Genomic DNA, 18,812 nt, shown 5'->3' with positions numbered 1-18,812 from the left:
TCCATGACCGCCAATCGCCAGATCGTCCTTGCCGACCTGCCCAAGGGCAAACTGGGGCCGGAGCATTTCCGGTTGAGCGAGGGGGAGCGTGGATCGCCGGGTGAGGGGGAGGTGCTGTTGAAGGTGCTGTACGTCAGCCTGGACGCGGCCAACCGGGCCTGGATGCAGGGGGCGACGTACCGCTCGGCTCTGGCGGCCGGGGATGTGATGGCCGGCGGTGCGCTGGCCGAGGTGGTGGAGTCGAACGCGCCGAACCTGGCCGTGGGCGACCTGGTGTTCGCCGATACCGGTTGGCAGGAGTATGCGGTGCTCAAGGCCAAGCACCTGGCCAAGCTGCCGCGGGTGGAGCCGCAGACCCACCTGATCAGCGTGTTCGGCGTGGCCGGGCTGACGGCCTATTTCGGCCTTCTGGAGTGCGGCATGCCCAAGGCCGGCGAGACGGTCGCGGTGTCGGCGGCGGCGGGTTCGGTCGGGCTGTTCGTCGGCCAGATCGCCAAGATCAAGGGCTGCCGGGTGGTCGGTATCGCCGGCGGCGCGGCCAAGTGCCAGATGCTGGTCGATGAGTTCGGGTTCGACGCGGCGGTCGACTACAAGGGCGGCAACCTGTTCAAGGACCTGAAGGCGGCGGCGCCGGGCGGGATCGACGTCTATTTCGACAATACCGGCGGGGAGATCCTGGAGGCCTGCCTGTTCCAGATGAACGTGAATGGTCGGATCGCCTGCTGCGGGGCGGTGTCGCAGTATGAGAACGCGGCGCCGTTCGGGCCGCGCGGGGTGCCGGGGCTGATCGTCACCAAGCGGCTGCGGCTGCGGGGGTTCATCGTCAGCGACTTCGCGGACCAGAACGACCAGGCGATGGCCGACCTGCAGGCCTGGGCGGCGAGCGGGCAGCTGAAGGTGCAGGAGGATGTGCTGGAGGGGCTGGAGAGCCTGCCGGGAGCGCTGATCGGGTTGCTGGCCGGGGAGAATGTCGGGAAGCGGATAGTGAGGGTGGCGGGGTAGGGCGCCAACCAACGGCAATTCCGCCCCCTTTGGGGGCGGGGGACCGCCGCCGAAGGCGGTGGTGGTGGGGGCAGCGCCGGCGTTTCCGGTTGACCATGAATGCCGAAGTCGATGTCCGCGCCAGAACGCGATCTGTCCTGAACGGCTGGCGCTGCCCCCACCACCACGCGCGTATTCGCGCGCGGTCCCCCGCCCCCAGAGGGGGCGGAACTGCGGAGATTCGCGAGTCCTAGGCGTTGCGGAGGCGTTCGAGGGCGCCCTGCAGAATCCAGGTGGCGGCGAGTTTGTCGACCACCTCGCCGCGCCGCTTCCGGTTCACATCGTGCTCATCGATCAAGACGCGGGTGACCGCCGCCGTTGAAAGCCGCTCGTCCCAGAAGGCGATGGGGATGTCGCGCAGACGAAGGAGGTTCCTCGCCAACGCGCGGTTGGACTGGCAGCGGACGCCTTCCGTGCCGTCCATGTTGACGGGCAGGCCGATGACGATCCCCTTGGCGCCCCGGCTCTCCATCAACTTGAACAGGGCTTCGGCGTCCTGGGTGAACTTCTCGCGGCGGATGACGTCAAGGGGGCTGGCGACGGTGCGGGTGATGTCGGAGACCGCCACCCCGATGGTCTTCTCCCCCGGGTCGAGGCCGACGAGGGGGGCGTATTGCGGCAGGGCGGCCGGCAGGTCGAGGAGATCGAGGATGGCCATGGGCGGGCTGTAGGCGCGGGGGGAGGGCCCGTCAAACGTCAGATCCTCCCCCCTCGGGGGAGGTGGGCGCCCCGTAGGGGCGGTCGGAGGGGGTCCGCTCCGATGGTGGAGGACCCCCTCAGTCAGCCGCTGCGCGGCTGACAGCTCCCCCGAAGGGAGAGCAACTTGCAGCGGAATGCGCCAAATCCACCGGTTATCCTTGCCAGAACGCCCCCCCGGCGGCTAACCACCGCCTCTGTTTTGACTGGAGAAAAGGCCCCATGGCCGTTGACGCCGCCACCGTGCGCAAGGTCGCCAGATTGGCTCGGATCGCCGTGCCAGAGGCGCAGCTCGAACCCATGGCCGGGGAGATCAATGGCATCCTGCAGTGGATCGAGCAGCTGGAGGAGGTCGACACCGACGGGGTGGAGCCGATGACCTCGGCCGTGGCGGCGGTGGCGCCGCTGCGCGAGGACGTGGTCACCGACGGGGCCTGTGTCGAGAAGGTGGTGCTGAACGCGCCGAAGTCCGCCGACGGCTTCTTCGTCGTGCCGAAAGTGGTGGAATAGATGAGCGCGCTGACTTCCCTCACGCTTAAGGGCGCCCTGGAAGGGCTTAAGAGCAAAGCGTTTTCCGCCGTCGAGCTGACCCAGGCGCATGTGACGGCGGTGGAGGCGGCGCGGCCGCTGAACGCCTTCGTGCTGGAGACGCCGGAGAAGGCGCTGGAGATGGCGGCCGCCTCGGACGCGCGGATCGCGGCGGGGAACGCCGGGCCGCTGGAAGGGGCGCCGCTGGGGATCAAGGACCTGTTCTGCACCGAGGGTGTGCGGGCGACGGCCTGTTCGAAGATCCTGGGCGACTTCAAGCCGCCATACGAGAGCACGGTGACCGCCAACCTGTTCGGGGACGGGGCGGTGATGCTGGGCAAGCTGAACATGGACGAGTTCGCCATGGGCTCGTCCAACGAAACCAGCGCCTTCGGGCCGGTTTCCAACCCGTGGAAGGTCAAGGGCGGCAACCAGACCCTCACTCCCGGCGGCTCATCGGGCGGCTCGGCGGCGGCGGTGGCGGCGGACCTGTGCCTGGGCGCCACGGCGACCGACACCGGCGGGTCGATCCGCCAGCCGGCGGCGTTCACCGGCACGGTGGGGATCAAGCCGACCTATGGGCGGTGCTCGCGCTGGGGGGTGGTCGCATTCGCCAGTTCGCTCGACCAGGCCGGGCCGATCGCCAAGACGGTTGAGGATGCGGCCATCCTGCTGACCAGCATGGCCGGCCACGATCCCAAGGACAGCACCAGCCTGGACGTCGAAACCCCTGATTTCGCGAGCTTTGTCGGCCAGTCGGTGAAGGGGCTGCGGGTGGGGGTGCCCAAAGAATACCGGGTCGACGGCATGCCGCCCGAGATCGAGAAGCTGTGGGAAGACGGCATCGCCTGGCTGCGCGAAGCCGGCTGCGAGATCGTCGAGGTGTCGCTGCCGCACACCAAATACGCCCTGCCGGCCTACTACATCGTGGCCCCGGCCGAGGCGTCCTCCAACCTCGCCCGCTATGACGGCATGCGGTACGGCTACCGGGCCGAGGGGGCGAACCTCACCGAGATCTACGAGAACACGCGGGCGCAAGGCTTTGGGGCGGAAGTGAAAAGGCGCCTGCTGATCGGCACCTATGTGCTGAGCGCGGGCTACTACGACGCCTACTATCTGAAGGCGCTTAAAGTGCGGCGGCGGATTGCCGAGGACTTCGACAAGGCTTGGGAGCAATGCGACGTGCTGCTGACCCCGACCGCGCCGTCGGCGGCCTTTGCGCTGGGCGAGCGGAACGCCGATCCGATCGCCATGTACCTCAACGACGTGTTCACGGTGACCACCAACCTGGCCGGCCTGCCGTCGATCAGCGTGCCGGCGGGGCTCGACGCCCAGGGGCTGCCGCTGGGGCTGCAGTTGATCGGGCGGGCGCTGGACGAGGGGACGGTGTTCTCGGTGGCTGGGGCGATTGAAAAGGCCGCCGTGTTCAAGACCCGGGCGGAGCGGTGGTGGTGATGAGCGACGGCAAGACGATCAAGGGTCGCACCGGCGACTGGGAAATGGTGCTGGGCCTGGAGGTTCATGCGCAGGTGGCGTCGAAGTCCAAGCTGTTCAGCGGGGCGGCCGTGGGCTTCGGCGCGGGGCCGAACGAGCAGGTGAGCCTGGTCGATGCGGCGATGCCGGGAATGCTGCCGGTGCTGAACCGCTATTGCGTCGAGCAGGCGGTGCGGACGGGCCTCGGACTCAAGGCGCAAATCAATCTGAAGAGCCGGTTCGACCGGAAGAACTACTTCTATCCCGACCTGCCGCAGGGCTATCAGATCAGCCAGTTCGACCAGCCGATCGTCGGCGAGGGCGAGGTGCTGGTGGAGCGGGCCGATGGCTCGAGCTTCACCGTGCGGATCGAGCGGCTGCACCTGGAGCAGGATGCGGGCAAGTCGATCCACGACCTGGATCCGAACGCCACCTATGTCGACCTGAACCGGTCGGGCACGGCGCTGATGGAGATCGTCTCGCGGCCGGACATGAGAACTGCTGAAGAAGCAGCGGCTTACGTCAAGAAGCTGCGGGCGATCCTGGTGACCTTGGGCACCTGCGACGGGGACATGGAGAAGGGCAACTTGCGGGCTGACGTCAACGTGTCGGTGTGCCGGCCGGGGGACTATGAGCGGTTCCGGGAGAGCGGTGACTTCAAGCACCTGGGGACGCGGTGCGAGATCAAGAACGTCAATTCCTATCGGTTCATCCAGCAGGCCATCGAGTACGAGGCGCGGCGGCAGATCGAAATCCTCGAGGACGGGGGCAAGATAGACCAGGAGACCCGGCTGTTCGACCCGACGAAGATGGAGACCCGGTCGATGCGGTCGAAGGAGGACGCGCACGACTATCGCTACTTCCCCGACCCGGACCTGTTGCTGCTGGTGCTGGACGCGGCCTGGGTGAAGGAAATCGAAGCGGGTCTGCCCGAACTGCCGGACGCCAAGAAGGCGAGGCTGCAGAGCCAGTATGGGCTTTCGGCCTATGACGCCGGTGTGCTGACCGGGGATGCGGCGCTGTCGGCTTACTTCGAGGCGGCGGCGGTGGGGCGCAACGCCAAGCTGGTCGCCAACTGGACGACCAACGAGCTGGCGGCGAAGCTGTCGGCCGACGGGCTGGAGTTCGACGCCTCGCCGATCCCGCCGTCGGATATCGCGGCGCTGGTCGAGCTGATCGAGAAGGAGACGATCAGCTCGAAGATCGCCAAGCAGGTGTTCGAGCTGATGTGGGCCGGCGAAGGCGCGCCGGCGGCGATCGTCGAGAAGCACGGGCTGGTCCAGGTGACCGACACCGGCGCGATCGAGGCGGTGGTCGAGAAACTGATCGCGGCCAATCCGGGCCAGGCGGAAGCCGTGAAGGCCAAGCCTCAGGCCATCGGCTGGTTCGTGGGCCAGGTGATGAAGGAGATGGCCGGCAAGGCCAATCCGGCGGCGGTGAACGCCATCCTGAAGGCGAAGCTTGGGGTGGAGTAGCTTGCTCTCCGCTCCCGCGAGGGGGCGGAGGACGGTTCGGAGCGTGAGCGACGGACCAGGAGGCGGGGCAGCGCCGGCGGTTGGGAGGTTCCTCCTGAACCGGCGGATGGGACCCCCTCGGATTGGCTCGCTTGCAGCGCTCGCCAAAGCCACTCCCCCATCTGCGATGGGGGAGAGCGGCGCTAGGCGTGGGTGAAGCGCTCACTCCTCCGGCGTCAGTTTCGCGCCGTCCAGCGTCTGGTCAGCCTTGGCCTTGCGGGCAGCTTCCAGTGATTTGTCCGCGCCGGTTCTGCCGAACCTCGCGCGGTTCTCGACGGCCGCCTGTTTGCCGGCGGTTTTGGCGCGGGCTTTGCGGGCTTTGTTGAGATTGATCACGTCGGCCATGTCCCGAGCCTAGCCGTTCTCAGCATCTTGGGGAAACCGACCGGCTCCAGAGCCGTTGAGATGGCCTCGGGACGGGGCCCCTGTAACGCCTGGAGTGAGCTTCAAATGACCGACACCACCGCCATCCGCGAACACATGGAAGTCATCGGCTCGGACGACAAACATGTCGGCCGCGTCGACCATGTGCTGGGAACCGACATCGAACTGGCCAAGCTGGATATCGCCGGCGGGTTCAAACACCACCTCATCCCGCTCAGCTGGGTCGACTTCGTCGAGGACGACAAGGTCAAGCTGAACCTGACCGCCGACGCCGCCAAGGCGGCCTGGCGCGAAAAGCACTAGCAGGGATAGCGCGTCCGGCGGCTCCTGGGGTTGTCGGACGCGAACTCTCTTTCCAGTCTCCCACCGGTTGTTTGAGATCGTTGTTCGCTCAGCCTACCATCACCTCAAAATGGTGGCGTTGGCAGAATCATTGGCGGAAGCCCGTTCCAGAGAGGCCTTGGTCCTCTGGTTCTACGAGCGATTCGGTCCCGAAAACATCGGCGGTATCATTGCCCACCCGGGCTTCTCCAAGGCGCTAAAGCAATCCACCATCGGCGCGCTTAGCCACTATGACGCCGAGCCGGCGTTCTCGGCAGTGTTCAAGGACCTGGGGCGGTTCTACGTGGGGGCACTCTGCATGCACCTTCATGTGACTCCAGGGGGATTGACGCTGACCCGCCTGAAGGGCCTCTGCAACCAGTCATCCTTCATCAGCGCCACAGCCGCCGAGGCGCTGCTGGGCTACATGCGCGATATCGGGCTCTTTGAGCAGGCGCCCGAGCAGGCGGACCGCCGATCCCTGGTGCTGGCGCCCAGCAGGGGGCTCTGGGAAAATTTCCGCGCACGTTTCAGGTTGGAGCTTGAGGCCACGGCGCAGGTCGACCCTTCCCTGAACCGTCTGCTGGAGAGGTGGGACAAGCCGGAGGTTTTCAACGCCTTCATGGCTGTTCACGGGCGGGACTCCCTGACCATCGCCGCCTCCTATCAGCATCACCCAAGCGGACTGGCCGTGCTCTACGAGCGCCATGCCGGACCCCTGTTGCTGATGAAGCTGCTGGCCGGCACGCGTCCGGAAGACAACTATCCCCCCTGCCTGCCGGTGCCGCTGTCGATGAATGCGCTGGCCAGGGCATTCGATGTGTCGCGAACCCACGTGGCCCGATTTATCGAGATCGGCGAGAGGGCCGGCTTCTTCGAGCGACCGCCTGGGGGCCGCGAGCTGTTGCTGACCCCCATGCTGCGCGAGCGTCTGGTCTATTTCTACGCCAGTACCTACGCCCAGACCATCGGAGCCGGACGGGAGACTATGGTGGCTCTCGGGATTTAGAGCACCCAGATCCCGGTTTCCGACCGGACGTCTCCGTTGATACTCATCCGGTAGTCGGCCTTGGCGTCCCCATCGACATCAAGCGCCAGCAGGGTGACGCCGCCGCTGAAGATCAGGGTCATCTGGCCGGCGGCGCGGGTAAAGTTCGACACGATGGCGAAGGCGTCGTCCCCGCCGCCGGCTATGGCGTCGATGGCCGACAGGTCGATGGTGTCGCCCTGCAGCAAGCTGAAGTCACTGACCGAGTCCACGTCCAGCACCTGGCCCAGCCCGCCGCTGAGGGAGATCGACTCCTGTAGCACCACGAAGGCGTCCGCGCCGTCGCCGCCGACCAGGATGTCGTTGCCGGTCCCGCCGACGAGGGTGTCATTACCGAGTCCGCCCTTGAGGGTGTCGGCGCCGGCCATGCCGTACAGGGTGTTGTGGCCGCTGTTGCCGGTGATCAGGTTGGCCAGGCCATTGCCCTGACCCTCGAGGTCATTGCCGCCCTCGAGGGTCAGGCGTTCGATGTGGTCGGCCAGGGTCCAGTTCAGGCTGGCGCGGACGGTGTCCGTGCCCTGGCCGGAGGTCTCGATGGTGGTGTCCCCGAGGTCGTCGACGAAGAAGGTGTCGTCGCCGAGGCCGCCGATCATCTCGTCGGCGCCGGCTCCGCCATTGAGGATGTCGTGGTCCGCCCCGCCGTCGAGTTCGTCATTCCCGTCTCCCCCCAGCAGCTGGTCGGCGCCGGCCTGGCCGAACAGGGTGTCGGCGTCTGCGCCGCCCTCCAGGATGTCCGCCCCGTCTCCACCGTCGAGGGTGTCGAGCCCGACGCCGCCGTCGAGACGGTCGGCGCCGGCGCCGCCGTTCAGGATGTCATTTCCGCCTTCGCCGAGCAGCTGGTCGATATCGTCGTCCCCGTTCAGGGTGTCGTTACCGAGGCCACCCTTGATGAGGTCGCGGCCACCGCCGCCGCTGAGCACATTGGCGCCCTCGTTGCCATTGATCTGGTTGGCCAGGCCGTTGCCGGTTCCGTCGATCTCGGCCGTGCCCTCCAGGTTCAGGTTTTCGATGAAGTCGGCCAGGGTGATGCTGACGGTCGAGCGGACGCGATCATTGCCACCGCCGGTCAGTTCGCGGGTCACGTCCCCGGCGTCATCGACGACAAAGGTGTCGTCTCCCGCCCCGCCGGTCATGTCGTCAGCGCCTGTGCCGCCGTTGAGCACGTCACCGCCTATGCCGCCATCGAGCACGTCATCTCCAGGCGTGCCCTGGACGACGTCGGAGCCGCTGTCCACGCCGGTCAGATTGACGGTCACAGTGGCCAGGCCGCCGGTGGCGGTGGCGTAGGTGAAGCTGTCGGTGGCGGTGGTGTTGGCGGCGCCGCTGCCGGGGGCGGCCAGGCCGTTGAAGCGGCCGTTGGGATTGTAGCTGAAGGTCCCGTCGAGATTGACGGTCAGCCGGGCGCCGGACGGCAGGGTGATGGGCGCCCCGTATGTGAAGACCAGGCCGTTGATATGGGTGATGGCGGCGCCGTCCTCGTCGATGCCGGAACCATTGTCGGCCAGCAGGTCGCCGTTGACCGTCTGGTTCTCCATCGCCGCGAAGCTGTCGTCCACCGCGGTTTCGGCTTCGGCGTTGACCGTAATGGTGACGATCAGGCCGGTCGTGGAGGTGTTGAGGAAGGTGCTGAAGGTCCCATCGCCATTGCCGACGAACAGCAGGTCGGGGAAGCCGTCGCCGTCGAGGTCGAGCAGAGCCGGGGCGGCGTTTGTCCCGACACTGAAGCCGTCGAAGGGGTTACTGGCCCCTGTGGCCTCTACATAGGCGCCGGCCTCGTTGACATAGAGGCGCAGCAGGCCGTCGTTGCCGCCAGCAATCAGATCCTGGTCGCCGTCCCGGTCGATATCGCCAAAGGCAAGGGCGGCGTTGGTTCCTACATCGATGCCGCTGAACGGGTTGGCCGGACCGGTGATCTCGACGAAGGCCATGTCGATGACGTTGTACTGGAGCAGGCGGATCGTGCCGTCCGTGGCGCCCATGACGATGTTGTCCTCGTCGAGCTGGACCAGGTTACGGACGCCCGTGACGTCAAAGCCGTCAAGCTCAGCGCCCAGCCCGACACCGCCCAGGGTGAAGGTTCCGTCGCCATTGTTGGTCCAGCCGCGCAGGATGCCCGAGCTGACGACAAGCAGGTCCAGGTCGTTGTCGGAATCGCCGTCGAACAGCAGGTAGCCGCCGTCGTTGGGGATGGCGTCGCCGGCGCCGGCCAGCGGGTTGGCCACGGAGTCCAGCTGTTCCAGGCCCGATACGCTGGCCTCGAAGACATGCAGGAAGCCGCTGCTGTCGCGGACCACCAGGTCCATATCGCCGTCCTCGTCGACGTCGATGGTCATGGGGGTGGCGTTGGAACCGATGTCGACGCCGTCCAGCAAGGGGATGCCGCCGGTCACGTTCAGGAAGTCGGGAATGGTTGGCCCGTCGAACGGGATGTTGTTACCGTCAGTGAAGCCGACGATGAGCTCCCGGATGGCGGTGGGGGTGTCAGAGCTGTTGGAATAGGTGAAGTTGTTGAGCAGCGCCTGGACCGCCGCGCTGGTCGCCCCGGCGGAGAACTCCACCGAGACGTCGCCTCCGCTGCAGCCGCAGAAGTTCCCGATCAGCACGCCCTCATAGGTGATGTCGCCGGTCAGTTCGTCATAGCCGATCTGGCCCGAGGCCGTGCCCTGGTTACGGATGGAGATGGTCTCCTCCGGCAGAACGCGGTCGATGTAGAGCACCGACATCGGCGACATGCCGTCCGGATGATTGAAGGCGGCGCCGAGGGTCAGCAGGGCAGGGGCGTCGTTGACCGCGTTCTCGTCGAAGGTGAAGCTGTTGGTGGTCAGGGTCAGCGTGGCCGGTTCGTACTCTGGGTCGATGTTGACCTGCAGGCTGTAGCCTTGGCTGCCTTGTGTGAAGAGGACGATGTCGTCGATATCGGCGCCGATCAGGTCGAGATCGCCATCCCCATCGATGTCGCCGAGCGCACCGCGTACGACCTGTCCGGGATAGTCCGGGACGGGAGAGTCCGCGGCGGTGAAGACCGGATTCTGGGCGTCGCCGGTGTTTTCATAGAATTGGAGCGCGTCGTAGCTGCCGAACAGCAGGTCAATATCGCCGTCCCCGTCGATGTCGCCCAGGATCGGGGCGACGAAGCCCGTGCCGGTGATCCCGCTAAACGGGTTGGCGCCGCCAGTCTGGCGCTCGAAGACGGCCTCCGACGCCGTGCCGGTGTTTAGATAGAAGCGCAGGCTGCCGGAGCTTGTGCCGACCACCACGTCCTGCAGGCCGTCGCCGTTGATGTCGGCGATAGCGAGGCCGCCGACCGGCGGGGTCGTGGCCCCGTCGAAGGGATCGATCGCGAAGGCCTGGAACAGGGGCCCTTCGGCGCCGCCACGCTGGTTTTCGAAGGCCAGAAGATTTCCATCGTCATCCCCGACGATGAGGTCGAGGTCGCCGTCGCCATCCAGGTCGCCGAGCGCCGGGTTCGCATAGCCGGCCGGGAAGTTGGTCAGGCCGAAGAAGTCGGTTTCGAGCGGCTGTTGCCGGAAGTCGGGCGCCTCGGCGGTCCCGACGTTGAGGTAGAAGTAGACGTCGCCGGCGGCGTCGGCGACCAGCATGTCGAGGTCGCCGTCCCCATCCAGGTCGCCGAGCGCGGGTGAGCCGTAATTGGGTTGGATGAAGCCGATCCCGCCGATCTCATCCCCGGCCATCTGGAACTCGGAGGCGTCGCCGACGACCTCGCCGTTGGAGTCGGCCAGTAGCAGGGTGAGGGTGCGGGCCAGGGCCGGATTGGTCTCGTCGTTGCGAAAGGCCAGCTGTTCGATCAGCGCCTCGACGGCGGCGGCGTCCGCCGCACCGGTGAACGCGATCACCAGGTCCGCGCCGTTCAGGCCTCCGCTCGCTGCCCCGATCGCCACGCCGTTGAAGGTCACCTCGCCGGACGTGTCATTGACCTCGATGGCGCCGGGCACATCGACGATGGTCAGGCTGTCCTGGGCCAGCAGGCCGGTGATCGTCAGGCTGCCGCCGGGAATGCCGTCCAGGCCGTCGAAGACATCGATGTCCAGCCCCAGCCCCTGTTCGCCGTTGTTCTCGGCGACGGTGACCGCGCCCGGCAGGCCGCTGATGCTGGGCAGATTCGAGGTGATCTCGACGGTGAGCGGCGCGCCCGGCGGCAGCACGGCCTCATAGAAGTCGACGCCGAAACCGCCGCCCACCACCGCGTCCAGGTCACCATCGCCATCCAGATCCGCCAGGGTGACCTGGTGATAGTAGTCGCTGATGCCCTCGAAAGGATCGACGACCGGGACGCTGAAGATCGGCTGGCTGGTTGTGCCGACATTTTCGAAGTAGGCCGGGCCCGCGAGGTAGCCCCCCAGGATCAGGTCGATATCTCCGTCTGCGTCGAAGTCAGCCAGGGTAGGGGCCCGGTCCCAGACGCCGTTCTGCAATCCGTCGAACCAGTCGATGTCGCCGTTGGAGGCGAGCTGGATCGTCCACTCGGGGTCGGCGACGGTCCCGGTCCCCTTGTAGTAGACGAGGTCCATCAGGTTGCCGCCGACCAGCATGTCGAGCAGCCCGTCTCCATCCATGTCGGCCAGGGCGGCCACGGCGTTGCCGCTGGCCACCGAGATGCCGTCGAAGGGGTTGGCGGCGCCGGTGCGCGCTTCCCAGACCCCGGCCGAGGTCTGTTCCAGATAGTCGATCGTGCCGGCGGCCGTGCCGATCACCAGGTCCAGGTCGCCGTCGCCGTCCACATCGTGGAACAGGGGGGAGGCGCGGGCGGACGTCGCCTCGGCGAACGGACTGGTGAGGGGGTCGGCCTCGACGAACAGCGGGGCGTTGGCGTCGCCGAGGTTGTTGTAGAGGATCAGGCCGGCGTGTTCGGCGCCCCCCACCACCATGTCCAAGTCGCCGTCCGCGTCGTAGTCGATGAAGGCCGCCGAGGTCTGGGTATAGATCGCGACTGATCCGAGGTTGGCGTTCTGGGTGAACGCGACACCGGAGCCGCTGGAATTGTATTCCCCGGCCGCGTCGGTGAGGGTGATGGTCAGATAGATTTCGCCCGGCGCCGGATTGCTGGTTGAGAAGGTCAGGTTCTCGATCAGCGCCTCAATGGCCGCGTTGGTGGCGTCGGCGGTGAAGGTGATCACCAGGTCGCCGCCTTCGCCGCCTTGGACGTAGCCGATCAGGACCCCGCCGTAGAACACCGTGCCGGCCATGGCGTCATAGGTGATGTTGGTCGGGCCCGCGCCCTGGTCACGGATCGCCACGATGTCCGTCGGATTGAGGCCCGCCACGCGCAGGGTGGCGCCGTCGAAGTCCTCTTCGGTGTCCGTGACGGTGACATCGGCGTCCAGCAGTGTCGGCGTGCCGGAGACGAGCGACGCGATCTGCAAACGCGGCGCGAGGCCCGTGATGATTGGAGCCGTCATGGCTTCCGCCCTCCCTTAATCCGGGGCGGATACTGCCCCCCAGAATGGGGACGGCACATTGCACTTTTTAAGGTGGATCGCCGCCGCGGCTCAGGAGCCCCGGCGGCGGGTCCAGGGCCTCAGAGCAACCAGCTGGCGGTATCGCCGGTCACGTCGCCGTTGATGCGCAGGCGGTAGTCGGCCGTGCGGTCGCCATCGACATCCAGCAGGACCGTGGTGATCCCACCGGCGAAGGTGAGGGTCATCTGGCCGGACGTTCCGTTGAAGGCGCCGACGATGCTGAAGCTGTTGTTGCCGCCGGCGTTGGTTCTGGCGTCGATGTCCGAGAAGTCGATCGAGTCCTGGCCGACGACATAGTCGCTGATACTGTCGGTCTCGATCGATCGGCCACCAGGATTGCTGCTGGTGAAGACCGACTCCTGATAGATTTCGAAGACGTCCGACCCGCCGCCGCCGATCAGGGTGTCGTTGCCCAGCCCGCCGATCAGGGTGTCGTTGCCCAGGCCGCCGTTCAGGATGTCCGCGCCGGCCCCGCCGTCAAGGCGGTTGCGCGCGCCGTTGCCGGTGATCTGGTTGGCCAGGGCGTTGCCGGTTCCGTCGATGATGTCGGAGCCGTCGAGGATCAACCGTTCGAAGTTGTCGCCCAGCGTCCAGGTGACGGTAGACCGAACGATATCGCTGCCTTCGCCGGAAGCCTCGACCAGAGTGTCGGTGAAATCATCGACGATGTAGGTGTCGTCGCCGGTTCCGCCGGTGAGGGTGTCGGCCCCGGCGCCGCCGGTGAGCTGATCGTTGTCGGCCCCGCCGAAGAGCTGGTCATCGCCATCCCCGCCCAGCAGCTTGTCGTTACCGGCCTCGCCGTAGAGGAAGTCGTTCTCGGTCCCGCCGTCGACGCTGTCGACGCCGGCCCCACCGTACAGGGTGTCGCTGTCGGCGTTGCCTTGCAGGATGTCGTTGGCGTCCCCGCCGTAGATGGTGTCGTCCCCGTCGCCGCCGAGCAGCTGGTCCACACCGGTATTGCCGCTCAGATCGTCCGAGCCGCCGTTGCCCCGGATGACGTCATTTCCATCGCCCCCGTCGATGACGTTGGCGCCGCTGTTGCCGGTGATCTGGTTGGCCAGGCTGTTGCCTGTGCCGCCGATGTCGCCGGAGCCGGTCAGCTCCAGGTTTTCGACGTTGGCGGCCAGGGTCAGGGTGATGCTGGTCCGGATCCGGTCCGTGCCCGCGCCGCCGGCCTCGGTGACGAGGTCGCCGATGTCATCGACGATGTAGGTATCGTCGCCGATCCCACCGGCCATGCTGTCGGCGCCGGTCCCGCCATCCATCAGGTCGCCGCCCGCGCCGCCATCCAGCGCGTCGTTGTCCGCGCCGCCGTAAAGGTAGTCCTTGGCCGCGCCGCCGGAGAGGGTGTCTTCGCCGCCTTCACCGCGAAGGATGTCCGAGCCATCCCCGCCGTCGCCCGTATCGTCAATGCCGGTGCCCGTCAGGTCGTCATCGCCCGTGGTTCCGACCAGTGTATCGCCCGGCAGGCCGTAGAGGATCCAGGCCGCGCCGCTGTTGTTGCCGCCCGCGTCGTGGAACGATGTGCTGACGAGGATGTCCATCGTCCCGTCGTCATTGAAATCACCCCAGCCGCCGACGCGGCTCAAGTTGTCGCCGGCGGCCTCGCCGTTGATCTGGAAGCCGTTGGTTCCAGTCAGCGCGGAAAGGGTGACCGTACCCGTGCTGCCCACGGTGCTGCCGCCGAAGATGACATAGGCCGCGCCGGCGTTGATGCCGCCGTCGTCCTTGCCGGTGGAGCCGATCATGAAGTCGTTGACGCCGTCCCCGTTGACGTCGCCCGTGCCCGCGACGCGGATGCCCAGGTTGTCGCCCAAGGCCTCGCCGTCGATCCGGTAGCCGTTGGTTCCGTTGAGGGTCGAGACGTTGACGTTGCTGCTGAAGTTGCCGTTCAGGGCGGCGTTTCGGCCGAAGATGACAAAGGCGCCGCCATTGTTGGTCAGGCCGTTGGCGCCGATGAGGATATCGTCGATGCCGTCTTCATTGACGTCGCCGATGCCCGCGGAGCTGATGCCGGTCTGGTCGCCCGCCGCGAGGCCGGAGATGCGGAAGCCGTCGGCGCCGTTCAGGGCGCTGAGGCTGACCGAGGCGGTGAAGCCGGTGGTCTTGCCGAAGACGATGTAGGCGGCGCCGGAGTTCGAGCCGTTGGGGTCAGCGCCGATGGCGGTGACCATGATGTCGTCGATGCCGTCGCCGTTCACGTCCCCGGCGTTCGCCACCGAGGTTCCGGCATAATCGTAGACGTTGATGGCCGGCATCTTGAAGCCGTTGGAGCCATTCAGGGTCGCTACGTCGATGTTACCAGCAAAGGCGCCGTTGACGGCGGTGTCCTTGCCGAAGATCACATAGCCAGCGCCGCGGTAGCTGTCGGCCTGATTGGCGCCGACCAGCATGTCTTCGATGCCGTCGCCGTTGAAATCGCCCATGGCGACCGAAAAGCCGAGGCCGTCACCGCCGTTGGTGCCGCTGATCTGGAAGCCGGTCGTTCCGGTCAGACTGGAGGTGGCGATGTCGCTGGCGAAATTGCCGTCAACGGCCGTGTTCTTGCCGTACAGGACGTAGGCCGCGCCGGAGCCGCCGCCGTCCGGGTCGGCGCCCCAGGCGCCGAAAAGCAGGTCGTCGATGCCGTCATTGTTGACGTCGCCCGCGCCGGCGACCGACATGCCGACAAGGTCCTGGGCGTACTCGCCGCCGTTGATCTGGAAACCGTTGGTTCCGTTGAGGCTGGTCAGGCTGAAGTTGGCGCCGAAGCCCGAAGCGGTGCCGAACACGATGTAGACCGCGCCCTGGCTGGCGCCGCCGACTCCATTGGCGCCGATGGCGAAATCGTCGATGCCGTCGCCGTTGATGTCGCCGACATTGGCTATCGACTGGCCCGTGTAGTGGGACGCGGCCTCGCCGGTGATTTGGGACCCGGTCGTGCCGTCAAGAGAGGTCAGCGCAACGACTGCCGTGAAATCCGCCATGTCTCACCTTCTTTGATTGATGTAAGTTGGTTACCCAACCGTAACGTGAAGTGAAACCTAGCCGTCAGTTCGTTGTAGAAGCGTTTACGACGATGATTTGTCGCGGAACCCCGGCGCCCCCCGATCCAGGAGCGACTGTCACCCTACTGCGATGCCCGCTAACGGACCGTAAAACGGGGGTTTTGGGCAAGACGCCGGGTATCGGCGAGCCGGAGCTGTCGCCTGCATGACCGCCGACGGCTCTAGCCTCGGCGGCCGTAGCCGGATGTCACAGCGCCCAGCCGGCGGTGTCTGCCCGCACGTCGCCGTTGATTCGCAGGCGATAGTCGGCAGGACGGTGGCAATCCCTCCGGCGAAGCTCACGGTTATCGGGCCCGCAGTTCCGTTGATGGCGCCGACGAGGCTCAAGGTCTCGTTGACGTCGCCAGTTTTGATCAATGGGATTTCAACGTTCGTCAGATGCCGTTGCGGCGGGGACCCAACGGGTCCTGGAAGGCCCCGTCACCGCCGAACATCCAGGCCTTCACCCGCGCCCGTTTCTACCGCACGGCCCCGCAGAACCGTTGAATACGGCTGCAGGCCTCCTCCAGAACCGCATTCGAGGTCGCATAGCTGATGCGGAAGTGGGGCGAGAGGCCGAAGGCCTCGCCATGGACAACCGCCACCCCTTCGGATTCCAGCAGTTCGGTGGCGAACGATTCATCCGAGGTGATGATCTTGCCTGTCGGGGCGGTCTTGCCGATCAGGCCTTCCACGGACGGATAGACGTAGAAGGCGCCCTCGGGCGTCGGGCAGTGCATGCCGTTGGCCTGGTTCAGCATCGAGACCACCAGGTCGCGGCGCTCCTGGAACAGCTTCTGGTTCGGCTTGATGAAGGCCTGGGTTCCGTTCAGGGCCTCGACCGCCGCCCATTGCGAGATGGAGGCGGGGTTGGAGGTCGACTGGCTCATCACCTTGGCCATCAGCTTGATCAGCGCTTCCGGGCCGCCGGCGTAGCCGATGCGCCAGCCGGTCATGCTGTAGGCCTTGGACACCCCGTTCATGGTCAGGGTGCGGTCGTAAAGGGCCGGCTCCACCTGGGCGATGGTGGTGAATTCGAAGTCGTCGAACACCAGGTGTTCGTACATGTCGTCGGTCAGGATCCAGACCTGAGGATGTCGCAGCAGGACGTCGGCCAGGGCCTTCAGCTCGGCGCGGGTGTAGGCGGCGCCCGACGGGTTGGACGGGCTGTTGAGCAGCAGCCACTTGGTGCGGGGGGTGATGGCCGCTTCCAGGTCGGCGGGCTGGACCTTGAAGCCGGTCTCGGCGGTGGTGTGGACGAAGCGGGGCTCGCCGCCGGCCAGGTAGGCCATGTCGGGGTAGCTGACCCAGTAGGGGGTGGGGATCAGCACCTCGTCGCCCGGGTTCAGTGTGGCGACCAAGGCGTTGTAGATCACCGGCTTGCCGCCCGGGGAGACGTTGATCAGGCTGGGCTTGTAGGTGAGGCCGTTCTCGCGCTGGAACTTGGCGCAGATGGCCTCCTTCAGCTCGGGGATGCCGTCGACGTCGGTGTACTTGGTCTTGCCGTCGCGGATGGCCTTGATGGCCGCTTCCTTGATATTGTCCGGGGTGTCGAAGTCCGGCTCGCCGGCGCCCAGGCCGATCACGTCGCGACCCTCGCGGACCAGCTCACGGGCCTTGGCCGTCACCGCCATGGTGGCGGACGGCTTGACGCGGGCAAGCGCGGCGGATTGCAGCGACGACATGGACAGAGACTCCCCTGGGTGGCGTGTTTTCAGGATTGGCGCCGTCTTACGCGGGGGGGTGTTGCGTCGCAACACAGGGAGCCGTGCAATTTCTTTGCAGGGTCGAAGCGTAAATCTATGCCCGGCCCCTATCCGCGCCTTTGGCGGACCTCGTCGATGAAGCGCTGGAAATGGGCGCCGAGCAGGGTGGTGGTGCGCTCGTCTTTGAGCTGGCCGTCCTCGATCTTGGTGTGGGCCTGGAAGACCAGGATTTCGCCGATCGGGGCGACGTGGGTCAGGGTGCGGCGGAGGATCAGGCGCAGCTGGTCCTGGGCGCGGGCGCTGCCGGTCATGCCGGGGCTGGCGCCGACGATGCAGGCGACCTGGCCGGTCAGCGGGGCGGGATCGCCGCGGCTGGCCCAATCGATGGCGTTCTTCAGCACGCCGGTGATGCCGGCGTTGTACTCAGGACAGGCGAACAGGATGCCGTCGGAAGCGCGGATGGCGTCCTTCCAGGCGGTGACGGCGGGCGGATCCCCCTGCGCCTCCACGTCGGCGTTGAACAGCGGCAGGTCGTGCAGGCCGAACAGCTCGATGGTGACGCCGTCCGGCGCAAGGTCGGCCGCCGCGCGCAGCAGGGCGGAGTTGAAGGAGGCCGCCCGCAGGCTGCCGGAGACGCCGAGGATTCGCATGACCGGGAGCGTAGCGGCGCGGCCACAGGGACGCACTCACAAACCGGCGAGGCAGGAACCGTCAGCGGACGGACTCATTCTTTGGGCTCTGAGCCGGAGGAGTGATGACCTACGCCAACCACATTCAGTCCCCGGCCCGTCGCGCCGCGCCGTCGGCCGGCCTTGACCCGTTCGCCGCAATCGGCGAGGCCTTCGCCCGTATGAAGGCCTTCATCAACTTCGTCCTGAACATGGACGCCAAAGCCTGGCGGGCGGTGGCGGTCAGCTTCCTGCTGTTCGGCGGGGTGGGCGTGGTGTTCCTGTTCGGCGCGCCGCTGATGGGGCTGGACGGCGAGGCCACGGTCGAGGGCTGGCTGGGCTCGGTGCACGGCTTCTGGGGCCTGCCGGTGGCGGTGGGCGCCTTCGCGGTGCTGGCCTTCCTGGGGGTGCCGCAGATCGTGCTGATCGCCGCGGCCGTGGTGGCCTTCGGCCCCTGGCTTGGGATGTTCTACAGCTGGGTCGGCACCCTGGTTTCCGCGCAGGTCGGCTTCTGGATGGGGCGGATGTTCGGGGCCCGGCTGCTGCGCGACCTCAGCGGCAATGGCGTGAACCGATTCATGAAGCTGATCGGGCAGAACGGCTTCCTGGCCAGCCTGATCGTGCGGCTGGTCCCGTCCGCGCCCTTTATCGTGGTGAACATGGCCGCCGGCGTCACCCCGATGCGGATGCGCCACTTCACGGCCGGCACGGCGCTGGGGATCATCCCGAAGATCGCGCTGACGGCCTTCGCCGGCAACTCGATCGTCCAGAGCCTCAAGGGCCAGGGCAGCTGGTTCCACTACCTGACCATGGCGGCGGTCGCTGCGGTCTGGATCGGGGTGGGCTGGTACGCCCGCCGCTGGCTGAAGGCGCATGAGGCGGCGGAAGGGGCGGCCGAGTTGGAAGACAAGGCGTCTTGAGTTAGCCTCG

At 66.7% G+C, this 18,812-nt stretch carries 13 protein-coding genes; 7 read left to right on the top strand and 6 right to left on the bottom strand.

The genetic code is table 11. From position 1 onward, the window contains the following. Positions 1-3: 3 nt before the first annotated feature. Positions 4-1,002 carry an NADP-dependent oxidoreductase gene (locus GVN21_RS05850; protein ID WP_166573787.1) on the top strand — a complete coding sequence of 333 codons (999 nt, stop codon included), beginning with the start codon at positions 4-6 and terminating at the stop codon, positions 1,000-1,002. 229 nt (positions 1,003-1,231) lie between these two features. On the opposite strand, the gene ruvX is transcribed toward GVN21_RS05850, so the two are convergent. Further along, a complete protein-coding gene (gene ruvX / locus GVN21_RS05845) occupies positions 1,232-1,699 on the bottom strand; it encodes a Holliday junction resolvase RuvX (RefSeq protein ID WP_166573786.1) in 468 nt (155 codons plus the stop codon). Between the two features lie 260 nt (positions 1,700-1,959). Here ruvX and gatC point away from each other — a divergent pair, with 260 nt between their 5' ends. The 3 genes from gatC to gatB are packed head-to-tail and all read left to right on the top strand — an operon-like array spanning position 1,960 to position 5,213. Next, positions 1,960-2,247 carry an Asp-tRNA(Asn)/Glu-tRNA(Gln) amidotransferase subunit GatC gene (gatC, locus tag GVN21_RS05840; RefSeq protein ID WP_166573785.1) on the top strand — a complete coding sequence of 96 codons (288 nt, stop codon included), beginning with the start codon at positions 1,960-1,962 and terminating at the stop codon, positions 2,245-2,247. After that, positions 2,248-3,720, top strand: a complete 1,473-nt coding sequence (gene gatA / locus GVN21_RS05835) for an Asp-tRNA(Asn)/Glu-tRNA(Gln) amidotransferase subunit GatA (RefSeq protein ID WP_166573784.1) — start codon at positions 2,248-2,250, stop codon at positions 3,718-3,720. Continuing rightward, on the top strand, positions 3,720-5,213 hold the full coding sequence (gene gatB, locus GVN21_RS05830; RefSeq protein WP_166573783.1) for an Asp-tRNA(Asn)/Glu-tRNA(Gln) amidotransferase subunit GatB: 1,494 nt from the start codon (positions 3,720-3,722) through the stop codon (positions 5,211-5,213). Before gatA ends, gatB begins: the two co-directional genes overlap by 1 nt. Before the next feature lie 201 nt (positions 5,214-5,414). On the opposite strand, the gene GVN21_RS05825 is transcribed toward gatB, so the two are convergent. Next, positions 5,415-5,597: a DUF4169 family protein gene (locus GVN21_RS05825; protein WP_166573782.1), complete on the bottom strand. Its 183-nt coding sequence runs from the start codon at positions 5,595-5,597 to the stop codon at positions 5,415-5,417. 105 nt (positions 5,598-5,702) lie between these two features. Here GVN21_RS05825 and GVN21_RS05820 point away from each other — a divergent pair, with 105 nt between their 5' ends. After that, complete coding sequence (locus tag GVN21_RS05820; RefSeq protein ID WP_166573781.1) at positions 5,703-5,939, top strand: DUF2171 domain-containing protein; 237 nt, start codon at positions 5,703-5,705, stop codon at positions 5,937-5,939. A 157-nt stretch (positions 5,940-6,096) separates the two neighbouring features. After that, complete coding sequence (locus GVN21_RS05815; protein ID WP_166573780.1) at positions 6,097-6,966, top strand: hypothetical protein; 870 nt, start codon at positions 6,097-6,099, stop codon at positions 6,964-6,966. Here GVN21_RS05815 and GVN21_RS05810 read toward each other — a convergent pair. The 4 genes from GVN21_RS05810 to GVN21_RS05795 all read right to left on the bottom strand — a co-directional run bounded on the left by GVN21_RS05810 (position 6,963) and on the right by GVN21_RS05795 (position 17,864). Then, positions 6,963-12,422: an FG-GAP-like repeat-containing protein gene (locus GVN21_RS05810; RefSeq protein WP_166573779.1), complete on the bottom strand. Its 5,460-nt coding sequence runs from the start codon at positions 12,420-12,422 to the stop codon at positions 6,963-6,965. The genes GVN21_RS05815 and GVN21_RS05810 overlap by 4 nt on opposite strands. A 119-nt stretch (positions 12,423-12,541) precedes the next feature. Next, complete coding sequence (locus tag GVN21_RS05805) at positions 12,542-15,448, bottom strand: FG-GAP repeat protein (RefSeq protein ID WP_166573778.1); 2,907 nt, start codon at positions 15,446-15,448, stop codon at positions 12,542-12,544. A 539-nt stretch (positions 15,449-15,987) separates the two neighbouring features. After that, the gene (locus GVN21_RS05800; RefSeq protein WP_166573777.1) at positions 15,988-17,193 is read right to left on the bottom strand and encodes a pyridoxal phosphate-dependent aminotransferase; all 1,206 of its coding nucleotides are present in this window, start codon (positions 17,191-17,193) and stop codon (positions 15,988-15,990) included. 128 nt (positions 17,194-17,321) lie between these two features. Further along, the gene (locus tag GVN21_RS05795; RefSeq protein ID WP_166573776.1) at positions 17,322-17,864 is read right to left on the bottom strand and encodes an NADPH-dependent FMN reductase; all 543 of its coding nucleotides are present in this window, start codon (positions 17,862-17,864) and stop codon (positions 17,322-17,324) included. Positions 17,865-18,064: 200 nt separating this feature from the next. On the opposite strand from GVN21_RS05795, the gene GVN21_RS05790 reads away from it, so the two are divergent. Continuing rightward, a complete protein-coding gene (locus GVN21_RS05790; RefSeq protein ID WP_166573844.1) occupies positions 18,065-18,802 on the top strand; it encodes a TVP38/TMEM64 family protein in 738 nt (245 codons plus the stop codon). Positions 18,803-18,812: the final 10 nt, after the last annotated feature.

The organism is Caulobacter sp. SLTY (assembly GCF_009905535.1).
Taxonomy (GTDB): Bacteria; Pseudomonadota; Alphaproteobacteria; order Caulobacterales; family Caulobacteraceae; genus Caulobacter.
The sequence above is the reverse complement of the archived record's forward strand: the minus strand, read 5'-3'. Positions and strand labels throughout refer to the sequence as shown.